Source organism: Pseudoalteromonas sp. UCD-33C (assembly GCF_001306895.1).
Classification (GTDB): domain Bacteria; phylum Pseudomonadota; class Gammaproteobacteria; order Enterobacterales; family Alteromonadaceae; genus Pseudoalteromonas.
This window is the reverse complement of the sequence record NZ_LJTB01000018.1, coordinates 1-17,042: the sequence shown is the minus strand read 5'-3', so window position 1 is coordinate 17,042 and position 17,042 is coordinate 1. Positions and strand designations below refer to the sequence as shown.

Sequence of the window (17,042 nt, the reverse complement as noted above, 5' to 3'; positions counted from 1 at the left end):
ATTATTGGAAGCGATCTTGTAGGTAATTAAACACAGCGCGAATACCCAATGCTTCACCACCTGTAGGGCGACCCGGTAATGCACGTAGATTCCAAGCCATGACATCAAAGTGAACCCAAGGAGTGCTTGGCTCAATAAACTCTTTTAAGTAAAGAGCTGCAGTGATCGCACCACCAAAAGGAGTGGAAGCACAGTTAGCAATATCAGCTACGTCACTTTTTAATAATGCTTTATATTGATCAAATAACGGAAGTTGCCATACAGGATCATGGCAGCTTTCGCCTGCATCCATCAATTTGTTAGCAACATCACGGTTATTTGCAAAAAAGCCCGGTAATTCAGTACCTAGGGCTACACGGCAAGCACCAGTAAGGGTAGCAAAGTCAACGATAAGATCAGGGTTATCGTTTTGTGCTTCAGCAAGTGCATCACACAGCACTAAACGACCTTCAGCGTCCGTGTTATCAATTTCTACTGTGATCCCTTTGCGAGTTTTGATCACATCACCCGGTCTAAATGCATTTCGAGAAACCGCATTTTCAACTGCAGGTACCAATACGCGTAAACGAATTGGTAGGTTGGCAGCCATAATTAACTGCGCAAGACCAATAACATGCGCGGCACCGCCCATGTCTTTTTTCATATTTCGCATGCCTGAGCTTGGTTTTAAATCTAAACCACCAGAATCAAAACAAACACCCTTACCAACTAATGTAATTTGTGGAGCATCTTTTGCGCCCCAACGTAAATCAAGTAAGCGAGGCTTATTCTCAGACGCGCGACCAACCATATGAATTGTTGGGTAGTTTTGCTCTAATAATTCATCACCAACCCATTCGCTAAACTCACCATCAAAGGTGTCGGCTAAATCAGCCATCACTTGCGATAGGTGTTGCGGCATCATATCTGCAGCAGGCGTGTTAACTAAATCACGCACTAAATTAATGGCACTTGCATGCTGCGATAAACGCTTAACTAAGCTTTCATCTTTAATAGCTAGTGTGGCACGTGGCGATGGTTTTTCTTTATATTCACTAAACTCGTAACCACCTAACACAAAACCCAGCGCTACTTGTTCTACAAACTTGTCATCACCTTGAATTTGATAACAACCTGCTGGCAGTTTTGTTGATAAGTCACCCGCTAACCAAAAGTCTTGTAAATCATTAACTAAACAATACACATGCTCAAGAGAACCGGTTTCACTATCAGCAATTAAGGCCATGCCTTTGTTTTTAAAATCACAATTTGTTAGCCAATTTTGTAAGGCTTGCGGCTGCTCGGTTAACCACGTTGATAGGTCAGCTTTAGCAATAAATGACAGGGGAATTCCCGTAGAAGAATGGCGAATTAATGAACTCATTAAACGACTCGATATAAAGAAAAGGTATTTAAGCATACCAATATCTTGATACAAAAGGTATAGGCAAAATCAGATAAGCAAAACCTAATCAGTCTTTGTTTTGCTTCTCTTTTTCTTCTTTTTCTACTTGTTGATCAATCTCTTTAATCGACTTATTGATATTGAATGAGCTAGGTAGCACATCAACACCAACCCATTGACCCAGTTTTACAACCAAAGGAATTGTCACTGGGGCAAAAGGTAATACAGCAAATACGCCCAAACCGAGCCCTTTTAATATATCTAAAAATTGCTCATTGGCAGTATGCAATTCCTCTTTAGTAGCTTGGCCTTGGGTGTATCGCCTATAGATATGAAGCATCTCTTTTGTTTCTTGCTTTTCTTGGGCTAGTGCGATTTTAAGTGCTACCATAGCGCGCTTGAAGCGTAGTGTCTGACGCTTTTTGGTAATTTTGGCCACTCTGAATGGGGCTCGATGAATAACTTTGTATAATCGCATTTGGCTATTTTCACACAGCATGTTAAGTTCACAAAGCATAATTTACTTATATTAGTTTTTGTTTTACTCTTAGTACTCTATTCGTAATTATTTTTCAGTATTAAACATGAACACACCTATACAACAGGCTGAGCCAAAACCCCAAAAGCCGGCCCCAGATGAATGTTGTGGTGGTGGTAGTTGTTGCCCATGTGTTTGGGATGAATACCGAGAAAAATTAAAGCAATGGCAATTAAACAACATTCCGCAACAAGCCTAATAGACCGTTCCAAATCCAATTTCGCTTAAAAACCAATCAAAAAATTCCTTTTTTAAAATATTTTTAGATATTTTATATACTTTCTTACGCTTAAAAGAAAAAATAAGAATAAATTATCCCCTTTGATTTCATGCACATAATTAAAAAAACAATAATAACGTGCAAATAAAAACGCCAAAAACAACATCACATTAACAATTTGCAAAATAAATTTACAGGCTGTATAAGAGATTTACACCAAGTTTATTATTTAACTTCGGTGACATAATCATAAATATTCTAACTGGGGAAGTCAGAATGAAATTCAAAAATAATGCGCTACAACAAGCAATTAAATTTGCTTTAGCGACAACAACAGCTGGCCTGTTTGTGTCGGGTTCAGTTGTTGCTGCAGAGCAAGCAGCAGAAGAAACGAAAGTTAATAAAAATGTAGAAAAAATTGCCGTGGTTGGTACTCGTTCTGCGCCACGTTCAATCGGCGATTCACCAGTACCGATAGATATCATCGGTGGTGAAGAGCTAGATAAAGGCGGCAACACCGATATGCTAGAGCTTTTAAAAGGCTCGGTTCCTTCTTTTAACGTTCACCAAAACCCAATTAGTGATGCAGCGTCACTTGTACGCCCTGCTAACTTACGTGGTCTTCCTTCTGACAGCACATTAATACTTGTTAATGGTAAACGTCGTCATCGCGCATCAGTTATTGCCTTCTTAGGTGGTGGTATCAATGATGGTGCTCAAGGTGCTGATATCTCAGTTATTCCAAGTATTGCCCTAAAGCAAGTAGAAGTACTTCGTGACGGTGCTGCGGCACAATACGGTTCTGATGCAATCGCTGGTGTAATGAACTTTGTATTAAAAGATGCCTCTGAAGGTGGTTCATTCGAAATTCGTCAAGGCGAATACTACGAAGGTGATGGCGATACAACACAAATTTCAGGTAACGTGGGTCTACCATTTACCGATAGTGGTTTTGCTAACTTAAGCTTCCAATACAAAACAGCTGATGCAACTAGCCGTTCAGTACAACGCCCTGATGCGGCGGCACTTAACGCAGCAGGTGTACCTGAAGTATCTTCTTTAGCACAAATTTGGGGTGCACCTGAAGTTGATGATGATATTACAATCTTTGGTAACATTGGTCTTGAGTTAAGCAACTCATCTGAATTCTACATGTTTGGTAACTACTCTGAGCGTGACGTACGTGGTGGTTTCTACTATCGTAACCCACACACTCGCCCAGGTGTTTACTCAAATGACGGCGGTGAAACACTGCTTGTTGGTGATTTAACTGGCGATATGAGCGGTAACTGTCCTACCGATATCATGATTGATGACAACGTTTTAGATAACCCAGATTACATCAATGGTGTTGCTAACAACCCAGACTGTTTTGCATTTAACGAAATGCTTCCGGGCGGTTTTACACCTAACTTCGGTGGTAACATCACAGATACCGCATTAACAATTGGTACTAAAGGTGAAATCACATCTGGTATCCTTGAAGGTGCTTACTATGACTTAAGCGGTACAGTTGGTTACAACGAATCTCGTTACTTCATCTACGACACAATCAATGCATCATTAGGCCCAGAAAGCCCGCGCGATTTCAGCCCAGGTAAATACTCACAGTTAGAGAAAAACTTTAATGCAGATTTATCAAAAGGTTTTGACTTTGGCTTAGCTTACGATGTAAACGTTGCCGGTGGTCTAGAATGGCACGAAGAAACATTCACAGTTGTTTCTGGTGACGAAGCGTCTTTCACAGCTGGCCCACTAACAGAACAAGGTTTTGGTATCGGTTCAAATGGTTTCCCTGGTTTCAAACCATCTGATGCGGGCGAGTATACACGTCGTAACTATGCTGCATACGTTGATGTTGAAGCACCATTCACAGAAGACTTCTTAATGGGCTTAGCACTACGTTATGAAGATTATGATTCATTTGGCTCAACAACTAACTACAAGTTAACTGGTCAATACCACTTAACTGAAGACTTAAACATTCGTGGTTCAATCAGTACAGGTTTCCGTGCACCAACTGTTGGTCAAGCAAATGTAAGTAACGTTCAAACAAACCTAAGCAGCGGTGTACTTGTTGACTCAGCACTTTTACCACCAACAAACCCAATTGCTGTGCAATTAGGTGGTACAGAGCTTGAACCTGAAGAATCACAAAGCTATACATTTGGTGCAGTTTGGACACTTGGTGACTTATTCTTCACAGTTGACTACTACAACATCCAAGTTGATGACCGTATCAGTCAATCAGATAAAATTGAGTTAAGCCAAGCTGATAAAGACACACTTGAAGCAGCAGGCGTACCAAACGTACAAAACTTAGCGCAAGTAAGCTTCTTCACTAATGACTTCGATACAACAACGCAAGGTGTTGATGCTGTAGCTAACTACTCAACTGATTTGTTAGGCGGTAGCTCAACATTCAGCTTAGCGTACAACTGGAACGACACTGAAGTAACTAAGTCAACAGACATTACTGGTGAGTTTAAAGTAAGCCGTTTAGAAAATGACTTACCAAATCACCGTGCAACGCTTAGCTGGGCACAACAGTGGGAGAATTTCTCTGCATTTACACGTGTTAACTACTATGGCGAATACCAAGGCGTACACGTAGATTACGATGCAACAGCGAAAACAGCTGATGCTGCAGTGACGATTGATGCAGAAGTAACTTACTTCCTAACTGAAGAGCTTAGCTTCTCTGTTGGTGCGACCAACTTATTCGACCAAGAAGCAGAGAAACTTGATTTCTATGACAGTACTGACATCCCTAACAACAACTGGGGTGGTAAATACTACGAAACGTCGCCATATGGTATCAACGGCGGCTTCTATTACGTGAAAGCTACGTATACTTTCTAAATAGAACAGCTTTCTAGGTTGAACAATCAACCTAGAAAGTCGATACCCCGGATTTATTCTGGATATTTATAGTTAACCAAGGCGAAAGACATTTCGCCTTTTTCGTTTTATAGTAAATAAAAATAACAAATAACCCGCCATTCCTATGCTGTTAGAAAAAGCGAATCAACTACTGAATGAAAACAAGCTTAAAGAGGCCGAGTTTCATTTTAAAACCATTCTCGATTCAGATCCTGAAAACGGCGAAGCGTTATTTGGATTGGGCCGTATTGCACTGCGTTTAGAACGTTATGATGCTGCTGTTTACCTTCTACAAAGAGCCTGTGAACGATTACCTCATATGCTTGAACCGCTCCATGCTCTTGCCGATGCTTTTAATGGCGTGCATTCACCACAAGATGCCTTAACCGTACTCGAATATGCAAAATCAATTGCCAGCCACAACCCTGAGCCACACTACTATCTTGCCCAACATTATTTAACCTATGGCGAGTTAGACAAAGCCTACGGTATTTTAAAGCATGCCCTTGGTATGGGAAATTACCCTGTAAAGGCGTACATTTTATTTGAGTTAGTGCAGTTTGGGCGTTTTAACAATGAACAAAATTACATAAATGAGCTACACCAATTTTTAACTTTGACCAATAACCTGCGCTTAAAAATGGTGTGTTATTATGCACTGGGTAAAAGCTACGATCAGTTAAATGATACAGAACAAGCTTTTAACTACTTTAGCCTAGCTAATAAGCTACAAACAAAACTCACGCAGTTTAAAACCCGTGACTTAGTGCCTTTTTATCAGCGCATCATAGAGCAAAATACAGCTGAACTAATTGATGCCAGAGACAAAACATTCACCGGCACAATTACACCCATTTTTATTATTGGTATGCCAAGAAGTGGCTCAACGCTGGTAGAGCAAATGCTGGCAAGCCATGATGATTTTGCCAGCCTTGGCGAAGATGCCAGTATCAGTAATCAGGTTGTTGCATACCTTGAACAACAAACACAACTCCCCTACCCAGATTGCTTAGCAGAGCTAAACCAAGGGCTAATTAACAATGCCCGTAATATTTATATCGAACGAATAAAACAAGCGCCAGTTGTACGCCCCTTTATGATCAATAAGCTGCCTGCTAACTATCAGTCACTTGGATTGATTTACTTACTCTTTCCTAACGCCAAGTTTATTAATATGCAGCGCGAGTATAATGCAATTGCTTGGTCGGTGTTTAGCAACTATTTTGCTGAAAACGAACCTTACTTTTGTTCACTCCCAGAGTTTAAGCAATACTTTGATTTGTATCAGCAGTTAATGGAGCATTGGCAAAACGTGATGCCAGAGGCGGTTTTTGATTTAAGCTATGAAGCACTTATCAATGACAGCGAACAAACACTAACAGCCCTGTGTAAGTTCTTAAACATTGAGTACAGTACACAGTTTTTAGATTTTTATAAGTCAAAAAAACCGGTGGCAACGCTCAGCAAAACGGCTGTAAGACAGCCGTTAACTGATAAAGCATTAGAGAAATACAAACGCTACGAGAGCGCATTGCACACGCTTATGCGTGAGTCTCAAACCAGTTCAACAAGTCAGCAAACTGATCAAAACGCGCCTGTGGGTGAGTAAGCATATTTATGTGATCATAATCGACCTTATGGCCAAACTTACACCCATAAATGGTCATCGTTTGCTTGCCGATGCCCGACTCTTCCATAAACTTTTCAATATCAATCGGCTGGCATAGGGCTTTATCTTTAACACCTGCCACATGCATAATGGGCGGTAGTGCCTTATCAGCTAATGCGTTGGCGTAATCAAAGCCATCGTCAGTATCGACCCAAGGTTTACGTTTAGCCCACTGCATACTTTGATAATGTGACTTACGGGTTTCATCATCACTGCCCCATTTCAGTTTTTTAGCCGGCACAAAACCATGCTTACGGGCAACTAATGGCGCCAAACCATACCAAATCAAATTACCTTGAATATACTTGCTTGGGTGATGGTTATACAAAGACCGTTTAGAACCAAAATAACCGCAGGCTTTCACATCATCAATCAACTCAGGAAAACGGGCAAACACACTGTTCATTAACACCCCGCCCCATGAGTGTGCCACCCAATAACGCGCAGGCTCGCCTTCAAGCTGCTTAATTTTATCTAAAAATGCAGGGATATCTTCTAAAATAGCCTCGGTTTGACCATACTTTGCATGCTTTGAAATCGCAGGTTTACTCTCACCACGACCACGTAAATCTGCCACATAGCAAACATAGCCATGCTCAGCTAAAAATGGCGCTAAACCTTTATTGCTGTGGGTGTAAAAGATTTTACCATTTTCAACGGCACCATGCATAAAAAACACCGCAGGGCCTTTCGCATCAGTCTTACTAATACGGCGTAAATGTAAGGTTTGGCTTTCGGCGAGTTTAATAAACACCGATTCTTGTTTAATCGTCACGTTTGACCTTTTTATTCTTATAGACTCATCGTACCAGTGTTAAATTACGCCAGTCTCTTCTGCAAAGCAAGTTTTTGGTGTGGCGATTGCCATTCAAAATGAGAATCTCAGGCACGATGAGATTTTGATTAAATAGTAACACCAATGCAGAGCCAATATTCATTGATGTTAGAAGTTCGAGATACATAAGCCTTTGGCTAATTGTTTGATGATTTCTATGTTACGTAATTAACATATGCGGAGGAGATGGCCTTTTGCCATGAGCGTTCCAAAGGCCATCATTCAGTGTGAACAGATGTTGAGCATGACCATACTTGGAAAAAATGTTAGAGCATTTATTCGTAACGCCCGCATAAAATGCGGATAATGCTTGGCTAAAATTAGCGAAGAATGAGCGCCAGCCAAGCGTTTGACGTCATTTTTGATGCGCTTGTTAGGTATTCTTGTACGCCATAATTTGTTTTTTTATGTCTTGAAACGATTGTTCACCAACTTCTCTTTTAGGAATTATGTGCGCAGTTACGGGCGTGTTATATATAAACACATGGTCATCATTATATATAACTCTTGTTAAAGACTCCCAAGTATTGAAGCTTTCAGAATTAGCCGTTTTTTCTTTTACGCCCTCAGGAGATAAAGAAATAATGTGTTCACAAAACACCTCTTTTTGTTCTATTTCTTTAGCCATTTTCTTAGGGTAATTTTTGTAGCAAAAATATGACCAAATAGAAGAAAAGAGAGCTCCGCCAATACCGCCACCATAAAACGCTGGTTTATCCATCAAAAATGCAAATAATGAGCATACTGTAAGTATGAGCAAAGGCATATAGTAAATGCTCCATGCTTTCTTTTTAGCCCATTGCTTATTATTAGAGATTGCATCTTCACTTAGAGCTAACAGATCATCTAAGTTATTTTTATATGAAATTTGCACCTAACGTCCTTGAATATCTAACGCCGCAAATAAACGGCAAAAATTAGTTGGCTAAAATTTGTGAGGTACGAACAAAGCCAACTGATTTTTGTCCGCCCTTTTTAATTTGCTTTGTTAAATAACACATTAAAAGCCAATTACATTTTTAAATTTATAAGCCAACAAACAGATAATACCAACAACTAGAAAATGTAACCTGTAACTTATTAGAGAAAATGATTTACTAGCTTCAATTTTTAGATAGCTTTCTTCTGAGCTCTGTTTTAGGAAATCAACTGGTAAGAAGTCAGCAATAAACACCAGTGCACCTGCAACTGCTAGAGCTATACCGATTATTAGTAAGATTTTACTCATTTCTCCGATTCCCGAGTGTTATATTACGCGGAGCGCACCGGCGCACTTTAGTGCGCCCGAGTGACGCGAATTGTTATAAATTTTCTCGGACAAACTGCTCAACACCGAGATGCCGCCCCTTGCTTTGGTAGTGCCCATCTAAGGCGTAGGCCATCTTTTCTAGTGGAGCGTTGTCATACCGAAAATCTTGAATCTCTCGAATGTAACGCTCTATGAAACCTTGAGGCCCGAGCTCACGCCATTGCAGCACATGAACCAATTCATGGAAGTGCAGCCGAAGCTCGTTTGCAGCTTCTTTCTTTACGTAATAGGTATCATTGTAGGTAATACCTCCCACATCCATGTCGATGAAGTCTCCTAAACCTGCTTCCCGGAGTCCTGGAAAATCAGGCTTTGGGATTTCGTCGGTAACAACGAAAAACGCTGTCTTCAGAAATTCAGGCGAGTAGAAACCGTTGAAATGCTCTTCAAAGACGGAGCAAGACCGACGCACTTCCCTATGTGAGGAATTCACCTGATGTATCCATTCCTCAATTTCTTCGATAATTACTCCTCCTATTTATAACATTTTAGTATTTATGTCATCACCAACATAAAAGTTAGTGCAATATCAAATTATGGAGCAGAGCCAATATCATTAGGCGAATCACTATATCTGATAGCTCAAAAGTGACCTATAGAGGTGTTTGTTATGCATAGCCAAACTCCAAAAGAGCCATGAATGCAAAAAATGATAGAGCACTTCCAACCAAGTAAACCCTCGCTTGCTTGTAACTATTAGGATTGTCACTTTTATTGAGCATCTTCACCAAACCTGAGCCAAATGCTTGTAGGCTGCCTGTGGATATTTTCTGCTCTAGAACGATCATTCCTAGATTGGCAGCAAAGAACATAAACAGTATTAATAATGTTACCGTTGCAACAATTCCTGCCGTACTTTCAATATTTACCAAGTTGAATCCTTTATATGTATAACGCCTGCTTAACAAGCAATGTGTTGGCATGGCTTTTTGTGTTGTTTTCCAAAACCATGATAACTAATCATTTTCAGAGATAAGGCGTTTGTTATATTGCATTGCAAACGTTTCATAATCTCTCGATTTTAAGTGGGTAATATTAACTAGTACCAAGCGTTGAGAGCCATATGTAACTGCGAAACTTACAGCTACATCAGAGTTGGTATCTAAAACGACATCTGAACGTTTGAAACTAGTCTGTTCAAAATTACTGATTTTAGGAAGTACCAATGCTACTTCTTTTTCTTTAATAGTGAATGTCATTGATGCTTCTGTGACTGGCTCATTATTAGCGTTTTTAGAAGGATAAACTAATACGTTCCAGCTCTGGTCATTGCCAGCGGTTAGCCTGTGAATGCCGAATTCACTCGCTTGCTCAGGCGTAATTATTTTCTCGGAAATAAATACCACATCAGTAGTAGCAACTGAGCAGCACGGTAGAATAAAAAATAATAAAGCTAAAAGTCTAATCATACTTCCCTGCAATATACTTAACGCCCACATTTTCGGCTGATTTGGAGCGCAGCAGAAAAGCAGTCCGACAACATGAGCTTGTTAGGCATTCTTGTACTCTTTCTTGGTTTTCCACCATATATAAGGCCCACCAATTAAAAATAGTACCAATATAAACGGCATAAGTAGGTTATCTGATTTCCACGTCTTTTCTGATTCGGCATAGGAACGGATTACATTTTGCTCTATCTTGACTTCAAATACATCGTGAAACTCTTTAGTTGTATATATTGGCTTCGTACTTTCTCTAGGTTCAAATAGAACCTCAACTCTTTTCCCTTTAGAGTTGAATAATGAGTCATAAACTATACTCTGGCCGTTAGATTTAGAAGGATAATTGAAATTATAATTATCATCTACAAATGCAAAGCGAATTCCGTAATCATACTCCTGCACCCAATCGATATACCCATCACGACTAACCAGCTCTTCTTTATAAGGGAAGCCACCGTTTTTTTGAGTTAGTTGAACATAGCTAATAGATATACCAAGAGCAACACAAACAGCAGCTAATATAAGATTTCTATAATATGTAAACTTGGACATGCCTGATTGCCTAACGCTATATTAACGGTTAAAAAATTGTGGGGTAAAATTGAGCGAAGCGAATAGTCCGCAAGTTTTTATCCCTGTTTAATTGCTTGTTAGCTCTCGTTTACTAACTTTGCCTCAACTAAAAATTCATAAAGCCCAGTAGTTATAAAGCGACCATAACTATTCTGAGTGTAACTTTCACCATCATAAACCCGATCTACAACGACAAAATACATTTCACCTCTTTTGGTAAGTGGAACCATCAGATTCAAACCTATGGTGTCGTTCTTTGTTTTAATTCTAATATATAGTTTGGTGTTTTTGGGTGGTCTCTTAGCGGTTGATGCTTGCTCCGCACTAGTAATAGCATTAATTAATAGTTCTTTTGATTGGGTGGAATTTAATGCTGAATTTGTCACATTAATATACTCAGAATTTATCGCTTCAATTGAGACAATATCTTCAAGAGTAAGACTACTAAATTTAGCTAGTTTATTTGATCCTTCTGAATTATCCCAAAAATAACCAATCCACCCATAAAAAATATAAGTGACAATTATAACAGCTAAAACATTCCTCAATAGTCAATCCTTACTTTAAAAGCTAACGCCCGTATAATGGGCGGATTAAGCTTGGCTAAAATTCGAAAGGCACAAGCGCAGCCATGCTTTTTGCGTCCTTACCATTATTAGCTTGTTATTTTACTATTACACCAATTATCAAAACGTTGCGCAAACTCTAAAGAAATATAGAAAAAGCCACCGACAATGAACGCAATTGGTACTGTCCATAATTCATGATTCCACTTCAAAGTGACACAAAGCCAAAATAAGCCAACTGTAGTAGCTCCTGCAATAGCATTCGTTACATGCGAACCTTTTGAGTGTTTAATAGGCAATGTAAACTTAGCAATTCCACGAGCTAATTCTCCAGAACCGATACAACCTATGAAATAACCGCTTAGTTCAAAGTTAACATTAAATTGCCAACCAAAAAGTGGGAATATTAGCCATAGGAATAAGAATCCAATTCCATAAGCTGCTGCAAAAACAAGAACAGTTAAAGCGGAATGTAACTCTTGTCTAGTTTGGCTATATAGGTATTTAATTAATGCTCCGAACATGTGATTGACTCAGACTCTCCGTAAAATATAACGCCCCAATCAGGGGCTGATAATAGTTTGCTAAAATTGTGTAGCGTAGCGGAACCGAGCAAACTGTTAGCAGTCCCATTACTGAATTGGCTTGTTATGTTTTCTTATACACATAGAACCTAAATATCATTGCTTGAGACAATGCCGTCAGAGCAAATAATATAGAATCCTGACTTTGAACAAAGTACAAAATTAAGCTTACTAAGATACTAACTACCACATAGACCTTGAAAGAAGCATTTGCATATTTACAAATTAACCAATGAACAGGGAAGCCAACACATAGCCACCCGACCAAAGATAGAATTAAATAGACACCCAGAAAAAGTAAACTTGATACAAATAAGCCAGCAATATCACTAGCGGTTGTGGATAGTGAACCCATAACAAGAGTTATTACAATTATTCCTAAGGCTACCCATGCCAAGCTTTTGATAATTGCGCTATCCCAGCTTCCTAAGTTCACCGCTCCTCCATGAAAATATAACGCCGTGCTAAACGGCACAAAATGCTTGGCTAAAGTTTGCTAGGAACGAGCACAACCAAGCTTTTTGTGCCCGCCATTTAAGCACTTTGTTATGTGCGTTTGTATGCATCTTCATGTGAGATGCCAAGATTTACTAATAAATCTTCAAAATAGCCAACATCTTCTAACTCACGATTTTCTTCATAAGCTAAGCACAAAATAATTCTCATCTTTGCTACTTCTGGGACAGATATGTTGTAACCATCGTTACTATCAACCCATGACCACAAATCCTCTTTTAACTGCTCAAGGTTAAGATTTATATGTTCAACCCAATAACCTTTTAGTTGTGAAAATGCACTTTTTGCCAAAGGGATTTCCGGCACACCAAGCTTCTCTACCCAAGAAATCATATGGGCTGCATACTTATAATTTTCGTTCAAGCTAGGAAACTCCCATGAGCACATAACATTTTAAATAGTGCGCAAATCACGCATATCTCTACCACACAACTGCTCATATTACTGAGTAAAGAGGAAAGTTGTAAATTCTGAATATAAAAACTATATCAAAAGAAAGTATTCAACGTCAGCTATTCACTCAAAGCTGCCCTTAGATCATTTAGGTTAACTCGTCTTGGAGCAAAAACGTTTTAGAATATTTATTTGGTAACGCCCTATCTGCTGAGCACATAACGCCTCAAGCAGAAGCAACTTTTAAGCTGGCTAAAATTAGGAGCGCAGCGACGGGAGCCAGCTTAAAATTGTCCTGTTGACTTGGCTTGTTATGTTTATTGATTAAAGTACTTTTTTAATTTCTTGTAACTAACTATACGTGAATCTATATAGCCTATTGTACCATTCCTAACTGGTACTGACTCAATTTTATAAAATTCACTCGGTAACTCTATAATCGTAGATAAGCGAGGATCCTTTGCTTCTAGACTGATAGTCAAATTTTCTCTGTTTCGACCATAAAGTTTCCAAAACGATCTACCTATTACTGATTGCTTATATTTGCCATCTTCAGTCTTTTTTAAAAATAAAAGGTGGTAACCATGAATATCATATAAGGCACTACTAACAGTGCTTAAATGCCAACTTACATTAATTTCATTAGAGCTTTGAGAGCCTTTTAATAAATCAACTATTATTACTTTTGTCGTCCCATGACCATCATCGACTACTTCAATATTCTTAATTTTTACTAAAGCAACTATTTCAGAACCATCAACTAAACTTTCCCAAGTTACAGGTCCAATTTTTGCGTATAAAGCGGCTGGATAAAATAAGAATAAGAATATAATTAACCTAGTAGACACTTCCCCCTCCATAGAAACATAACGCTTTGCTTAGGGGCAATTAACGGTTGGCTAAACTTGCGCGAAGCGCCAAGCCAACTGTTAATTGTCCCAGTGAGTTTACGAACGAACTTGAGCAACTTGTTAGACGTAATCATCGCCAAGGTACATTGCTTGACTGTTTAAAAAAAGTACCATCTGTTTGAGTAACCCAATCTAGGTAATAGTAAAACTCTGTATTTTCGAAGTTACCAAGCGCAAGCCAACGTTCACGAGTAAACAACGCTGTATGTGTATGCTTTACAACCTTCGTTATTTTCAAAGGCGAGTTTTCTGGAATGCTAATAACATGCTCGCCTGACTGGCACTTTTCGAATCCCCAGTTAATAACCAATTGATTGGTTAATTCACTATCCAGGTTATTACCACACACAAACAAAGGCTTCGTGGATGAAACAGAGCCCATACTTATATTTACGAAATCTTTGTTTGACACATCTTCTATGGAAGAACAAGCAGAAACAAAGAAAGCTAAAATTAAGGTGAATATTCTCATTACGTATAACGCTTAGCTAACAGGCAAAATTGAATAAGCTACAATTGAGCGAAGCGACGAGCTTATTTAATTTTGTCCTAGTTTAGCGACTTGTTTATAACACGATTTCACCGGATAAAACTTGTTTGAAACAAATCTCTTCATTTAAACCTTTGTTTTTATCAGGGTACCAACATTGATCCAGAGTTTTATAAGTATCAGCTAGAGGTAAAGGTTTAATGTTCTTCGCTTGTAGTTGACATTGTGCCTTATAAAAATAACGATAAGAAAGAATGTCATACTCCATTTGATCGGATATATCGATTTCATACACTTCTTTAGCTATTGCTTTAGTTTCATCGAGACTAAACCCAGCTTTTTCAAATGCGTCATGATGCACTAAGCCAAGCATTCTCCAATCACCTAACTCTTTATCTTTTTGAGTTTTATTTGTTTCCTTAAGTGCCCATTTAGTAGCAACCATAGGCCCTACAGTCTCAGCAATTAAGTCGCATTTAGAGTTTTTAGGTTGTACCTGCACTTTTGAAACATTTGATGTCGAATTACATCCAGCAACAGTGAATACAATCAGGGATAATATTAAATTACGCATCCGTTCCTCATAGTGTTATAACGCCTTACTAATGGGCGTAAAATGCTTGGCTAAAATTAGCGGCGAAGGAGCGCAAGCCAAGCGTTTTACGTCCTTTTGAGTAACTTGTTATATTCACGAAAACACCTTGTCGATGGACTCCCTGTCATAATCGAGTATTAAATGATTATGACTCTTATACAGAGAATCTAAAGGTTCTCTGCGATTTGAAACTACATCCATACCTCGGTCATCATAGAGGTTTAATACAAGTTGCTTTGTTCTGTTTATCAGATAACACTCCCCATTGAGATGAGGCCTTAAACTAGAAAAGTCAGTGTTAATTGCAGCTTTAAAAAGTTGCTCGGTGTTTATTTCAGTAGTTTTGATACCCGAAATAGTTGCTCTTTTCCAGCATTCACTTTTGTAATCTAAGTCTTCAGAATAGATTTCCCGATGATCGGATAGATCGATTTTGGCATTATCGAGTGAGTGCAACTGCTTGAAGATAAAACTGCGCTTCTTTATTTTTCTTCGTCCGTCAGAAAAAATTTGATACGCAATAGCAATGTTATCACTTGGCTCAAATACAGCGTGGAAGATACTCATTGCTCTTTCTAGTGCAACGCTAAAATACTCACTATTTAAAGACTTACTTTCATCCTTCCAAATTTCTAGATCGGATGGACCTATCTCAAATCTCAATCCAAAAGGACATTTATAAAACAACGATCGTTCTAATTTGATTTCAGGGTCATCCATTTACTCAGTACTTCCAAAGTGAATATAACGCCTTACTAATGGGCGCATAAATGCTTGGCTAAAATCAGCGACGAAGGAGCACAAGCCAAGCGTTTTGTGTCCTTTTGAGTAACTTGTTAGTAGCCTTTTGCAAACTGCCAAAAGTCGCGGTTACCGTAAAGCACCCAACTTAAATTTTGAGGGACTAAATAAAAATAAAGAATTTCAGTAGACTCCTGAAAATTATTAAAGTCTGCCCAGTTTAAATTGAACTCGGCATTTAGCCTGTTAGTTTTCCCAGTTGCTTTATACATGCGCTCAAAAGACTCAAAAGCAAATACTTCATCACTATTCTTATACTCAGATGTCTCTGAAAATACTTTCAGAAAGAGCTCTTTTGACATCCAGCTCCCACTGACAGAGATTGGGTATTTTATCACTTCCCAATTAGGTGATTTAAGAGTCAGTTCCAGATCCCTGCTGACATCAATGATTGACTTTAAGTCGTCAAATTCCACCAAAGCCTCCGAGGCTACTAACGCCGCAAATTAACGGCTAAAAACAGTTGGCTAAAATTTGTGAGGTACGAACAAAGCCAACTATTTTTTGTCCGCACTTTTAATTTGCTTTGTTAGAAAGTCTGGATTCTATACTCAAGACTTTTATTTCTAAGTTGAAAAGTTACAACACGGCTATATTCGTCATAACTTACGATTTGATTCATAGTCTTACTTTTAAAATAGTCACCAATCTCACTAGCTAAAATATCTCTAGAAAATAAGACTGTGTGACTAACTGAGCTTTCCTTACATGCTGGTATGTCAGAATTACTCCTGCATCTATCATCTAAAGTTGGCATTGAAACAGAAACCGAGTAAAAGTTATTAGCTTGTTTATCAGCATCCAAATAGACTTTTGTGCTTACCTTAGCAACCATACAGCCAGAACCAATATAGTGTTTATGAGAACGGCCAGAAATTGAGCTTTGTCCAATCCTAAGGCTTTCTCCACTATCTGTCGAAATTGGAAAAGACTGGTAATACTCGTGAGCACATTGCTCCCGTTTAGAGTTCGATATTTCTGGCGAAGGTAAATACCCCCAATCCCAAACAGGATCCGGCTCCTTCTTCCCGCAACCAAATAAAAACAACAAAGCTAAAAGGTAACTCAAATTCTTCATAGGCTTTCTAACGCCTTACTAATGGGCGCATAAATGCTTGGCTAAAATTAGCTACGAAGGAGCGCAAGCCAAGCGTTTTGCGTCCTTTTGAGTAACTTGTTATGTGTATTGTGCGCCTTTCTTGTTTTTGAACCAAACATTTGAACTTGGCGTGAACAAAAACAGAATAACTATAATCTGACACAAGTTTGTTAGAGCACTTACAACGGTAAACTCTATAGGCATTAAAAAAAACTGTTGGAAGTTAATTGCTAC

The 17,042-nt window shown here is 38.8% G+C and carries 22 protein-coding genes; 3 read left to right on the top strand and 19 right to left on the bottom strand.

All coding sequences use genetic code 11. The annotated features are described in order from the left end of the window. Position 1: 1 nt before the first annotated feature. Entirely contained in the window at positions 2-1,363 is a 1,362-nt protein-coding gene (locus tag AOG26_RS19375) for a leucyl aminopeptidase family protein (protein ID WP_054563996.1), read from the bottom strand. Between the two features lie 88 nt (positions 1,364-1,451). Continuing rightward, positions 1,452-1,862 carry a hypothetical protein gene (locus AOG26_RS19370; protein ID WP_054563995.1) on the bottom strand — a complete coding sequence of 137 codons (411 nt, stop codon included), beginning with the start codon at positions 1,860-1,862 and terminating at the stop codon, positions 1,452-1,454. 106 nt (positions 1,863-1,968) lie between these two features. Between AOG26_RS19370 and AOG26_RS20620 the strand changes: the two genes are divergently transcribed. From AOG26_RS20620 to AOG26_RS19360, 3 genes are all read left to right on the top strand, one after another. Beyond that, the gene (locus AOG26_RS20620; RefSeq protein WP_082401749.1) at positions 1,969-2,121 is read left to right on the top strand and encodes an oxidoreductase-like domain-containing protein; all 153 of its coding nucleotides are present in this window, start codon (positions 1,969-1,971) and stop codon (positions 2,119-2,121) included. A 297-nt stretch (positions 2,122-2,418) separates the two neighbouring features. Then, positions 2,419-5,004, top strand: a complete 2,586-nt coding sequence (locus AOG26_RS19365; RefSeq protein ID WP_054563968.1) for a TonB-dependent receptor plug domain-containing protein — start codon at positions 2,419-2,421, stop codon at positions 5,002-5,004. Between the two features lie 145 nt (positions 5,005-5,149). After that, on the top strand, positions 5,150-6,634 hold the full coding sequence (locus AOG26_RS19360; protein WP_054563967.1) for a tetratricopeptide repeat-containing sulfotransferase family protein: 1,485 nt from the start codon (positions 5,150-5,152) through the stop codon (positions 6,632-6,634). Here AOG26_RS19360 and AOG26_RS19355 read toward each other — a convergent pair. From AOG26_RS19355 to AOG26_RS19275, 17 genes are all read right to left on the bottom strand, one after another. Next, entirely contained in the window at positions 6,567-7,469 is a 903-nt protein-coding gene (locus AOG26_RS19355; protein ID WP_054563966.1) for an alpha/beta fold hydrolase, read from the bottom strand. The genes AOG26_RS19360 and AOG26_RS19355 overlap by 68 nt on opposite strands. A gap of 433 nt (positions 7,470-7,902) precedes the next feature. Further along, on the bottom strand, positions 7,903-8,403 hold the full coding sequence (locus AOG26_RS19350) for a YcxB family protein (protein WP_054563965.1): 501 nt from the start codon (positions 8,401-8,403) through the stop codon (positions 7,903-7,905). Between the two features lie 126 nt (positions 8,404-8,529). Continuing rightward, positions 8,530-8,757: a hypothetical protein gene (locus tag AOG26_RS19345; protein ID WP_054563964.1), complete on the bottom strand. Its 228-nt coding sequence runs from the start codon at positions 8,755-8,757 to the stop codon at positions 8,530-8,532. A 73-nt stretch (positions 8,758-8,830) separates the two neighbouring features. Then, positions 8,831-9,271 (bottom strand): hypothetical protein, encoded by a 441-nt coding sequence (locus tag AOG26_RS19340; protein WP_442960165.1) that lies wholly within the window; start codon positions 9,269-9,271, stop codon positions 8,831-8,833. Positions 9,272-9,446: 175 nt separating this feature from the next. Then, positions 9,447-9,710 carry a hypothetical protein gene (locus AOG26_RS19335; protein WP_054563962.1) on the bottom strand — a complete coding sequence of 88 codons (264 nt, stop codon included), beginning with the start codon at positions 9,708-9,710 and terminating at the stop codon, positions 9,447-9,449. An 84-nt stretch (positions 9,711-9,794) separates the two neighbouring features. Continuing rightward, positions 9,795-10,247: a hypothetical protein gene (locus AOG26_RS19330; protein WP_054563961.1), complete on the bottom strand. Its 453-nt coding sequence runs from the start codon at positions 10,245-10,247 to the stop codon at positions 9,795-9,797. 81 nt (positions 10,248-10,328) lie between these two features. Continuing rightward, complete coding sequence (locus AOG26_RS19325; RefSeq protein WP_054563960.1) at positions 10,329-10,832, bottom strand: hypothetical protein; 504 nt, start codon at positions 10,830-10,832, stop codon at positions 10,329-10,331. Between the two features lie 98 nt (positions 10,833-10,930). Continuing rightward, positions 10,931-11,401: a hypothetical protein gene (locus AOG26_RS19320; protein WP_054563959.1), complete on the bottom strand. Its 471-nt coding sequence runs from the start codon at positions 11,399-11,401 to the stop codon at positions 10,931-10,933. 107 nt (positions 11,402-11,508) lie between these two features. Next, positions 11,509-11,943, bottom strand: coding sequence for a hypothetical protein (locus AOG26_RS19315; protein ID WP_054563958.1), 435 nt, complete (start codon positions 11,941-11,943; stop codon positions 11,509-11,511). Positions 11,944-12,067: 124 nt separating this feature from the next. Further along, complete coding sequence (locus tag AOG26_RS19310) at positions 12,068-12,439, bottom strand: hypothetical protein (RefSeq protein ID WP_054563957.1); 372 nt, start codon at positions 12,437-12,439, stop codon at positions 12,068-12,070. A gap of 110 nt (positions 12,440-12,549) precedes the next feature. Next, a complete protein-coding gene (locus tag AOG26_RS19305; protein WP_054563956.1) occupies positions 12,550-12,852 on the bottom strand; it encodes a hypothetical protein in 303 nt (100 codons plus the stop codon). A 377-nt stretch (positions 12,853-13,229) separates the two neighbouring features. After that, entirely contained in the window at positions 13,230-13,760 is a 531-nt protein-coding gene (locus AOG26_RS19300; RefSeq protein ID WP_152966996.1) for a hypothetical protein, read from the bottom strand. Between the two features lie 133 nt (positions 13,761-13,893). After that, on the bottom strand, positions 13,894-14,172 hold the full coding sequence (locus AOG26_RS19295) for a hypothetical protein (RefSeq protein ID WP_054563954.1): 279 nt from the start codon (positions 14,170-14,172) through the stop codon (positions 13,894-13,896). 217 nt (positions 14,173-14,389) lie between these two features. Further along, positions 14,390-14,887: a hypothetical protein gene (locus tag AOG26_RS19290; RefSeq protein WP_054563953.1), complete on the bottom strand. Its 498-nt coding sequence runs from the start codon at positions 14,885-14,887 to the stop codon at positions 14,390-14,392. Positions 14,888-15,001: 114 nt separating this feature from the next. Next, complete coding sequence (locus tag AOG26_RS19285) at positions 15,002-15,628, bottom strand: DUF3885 domain-containing protein (RefSeq protein WP_054563952.1); 627 nt, start codon at positions 15,626-15,628, stop codon at positions 15,002-15,004. A 116-nt stretch (positions 15,629-15,744) separates the two neighbouring features. Then, positions 15,745-16,125 (bottom strand): hypothetical protein, encoded by a 381-nt coding sequence (locus AOG26_RS19280; RefSeq protein WP_054563951.1) that lies wholly within the window; start codon positions 16,123-16,125, stop codon positions 15,745-15,747. Positions 16,126-16,238: 113 nt separating this feature from the next. Then, a complete protein-coding gene (locus AOG26_RS19275; protein WP_054563950.1) occupies positions 16,239-16,787 on the bottom strand; it encodes a hypothetical protein in 549 nt (182 codons plus the stop codon). Between the last annotated feature and the right edge of the window lie 255 nt (positions 16,788-17,042).

Excerpts from the sequence above, each read along its gene's own strand:
- AOG26_RS19330 (WP_054563961.1), bottom strand. The coding sequence starts at position 10,247 with ATGATTAGACTTTTAGCTTTATTATTTTTTATTCTACCGTGCTGCTCA.
- AOG26_RS19315 (WP_054563958.1), bottom strand. The coding sequence starts at position 11,943 with ATGTTCGGAGCATTAATTAAATACCTATATAGCCAAACTAGACAAGAG.
- AOG26_RS19275 (WP_054563950.1), bottom strand. The coding sequence starts at position 16,787 with ATGAAGAATTTGAGTTACCTTTTAGCTTTGTTGTTTTTATTTGGTTGC.
- AOG26_RS19370 (WP_054563995.1), bottom strand. The coding sequence starts at position 1,862 with ATGCGATTATACAAAGTTATTCATCGAGCCCCATTCAGAGTGGCCAAA.
- AOG26_RS19375 (WP_054563996.1), bottom strand. The coding sequence starts at position 1,363 with ATGAGTTCATTAATTCGCCATTCTTCTACGGGAATTCCCCTGTCATTT.
- AOG26_RS19365 (WP_054563968.1), top strand. The coding sequence starts at position 2,419 with ATGAAATTCAAAAATAATGCGCTACAACAAGCAATTAAATTTGCTTTA.
- AOG26_RS19345 (WP_054563964.1), bottom strand. The coding sequence starts at position 8,757 with ATGAGTAAAATCTTACTAATAATCGGTATAGCTCTAGCAGTTGCAGGT.
- AOG26_RS19285 (WP_054563952.1), bottom strand. The coding sequence starts at position 15,628 with ATGGATGACCCTGAAATCAAATTAGAACGATCGTTGTTTTATAAATGT.
- AOG26_RS19290 (WP_054563953.1), bottom strand. The coding sequence starts at position 14,887 with ATGCGTAATTTAATATTATCCCTGATTGTATTCACTGTTGCTGGATGT.
- AOG26_RS19360 (WP_054563967.1), top strand. The coding sequence starts at position 5,150 with ATGCTGTTAGAAAAAGCGAATCAACTACTGAATGAAAACAAGCTTAAA.
- AOG26_RS20620 (WP_082401749.1), top strand. The coding sequence starts at position 1,969 with ATGAACACACCTATACAACAGGCTGAGCCAAAACCCCAAAAGCCGGCC.
- AOG26_RS19325 (WP_054563960.1), bottom strand. The coding sequence starts at position 10,832 with ATGTCCAAGTTTACATATTATAGAAATCTTATATTAGCTGCTGTTTGT.
- AOG26_RS19305 (WP_054563956.1), bottom strand. The coding sequence starts at position 12,852 with ATGATTTCTTGGGTAGAGAAGCTTGGTGTGCCGGAAATCCCTTTGGCA.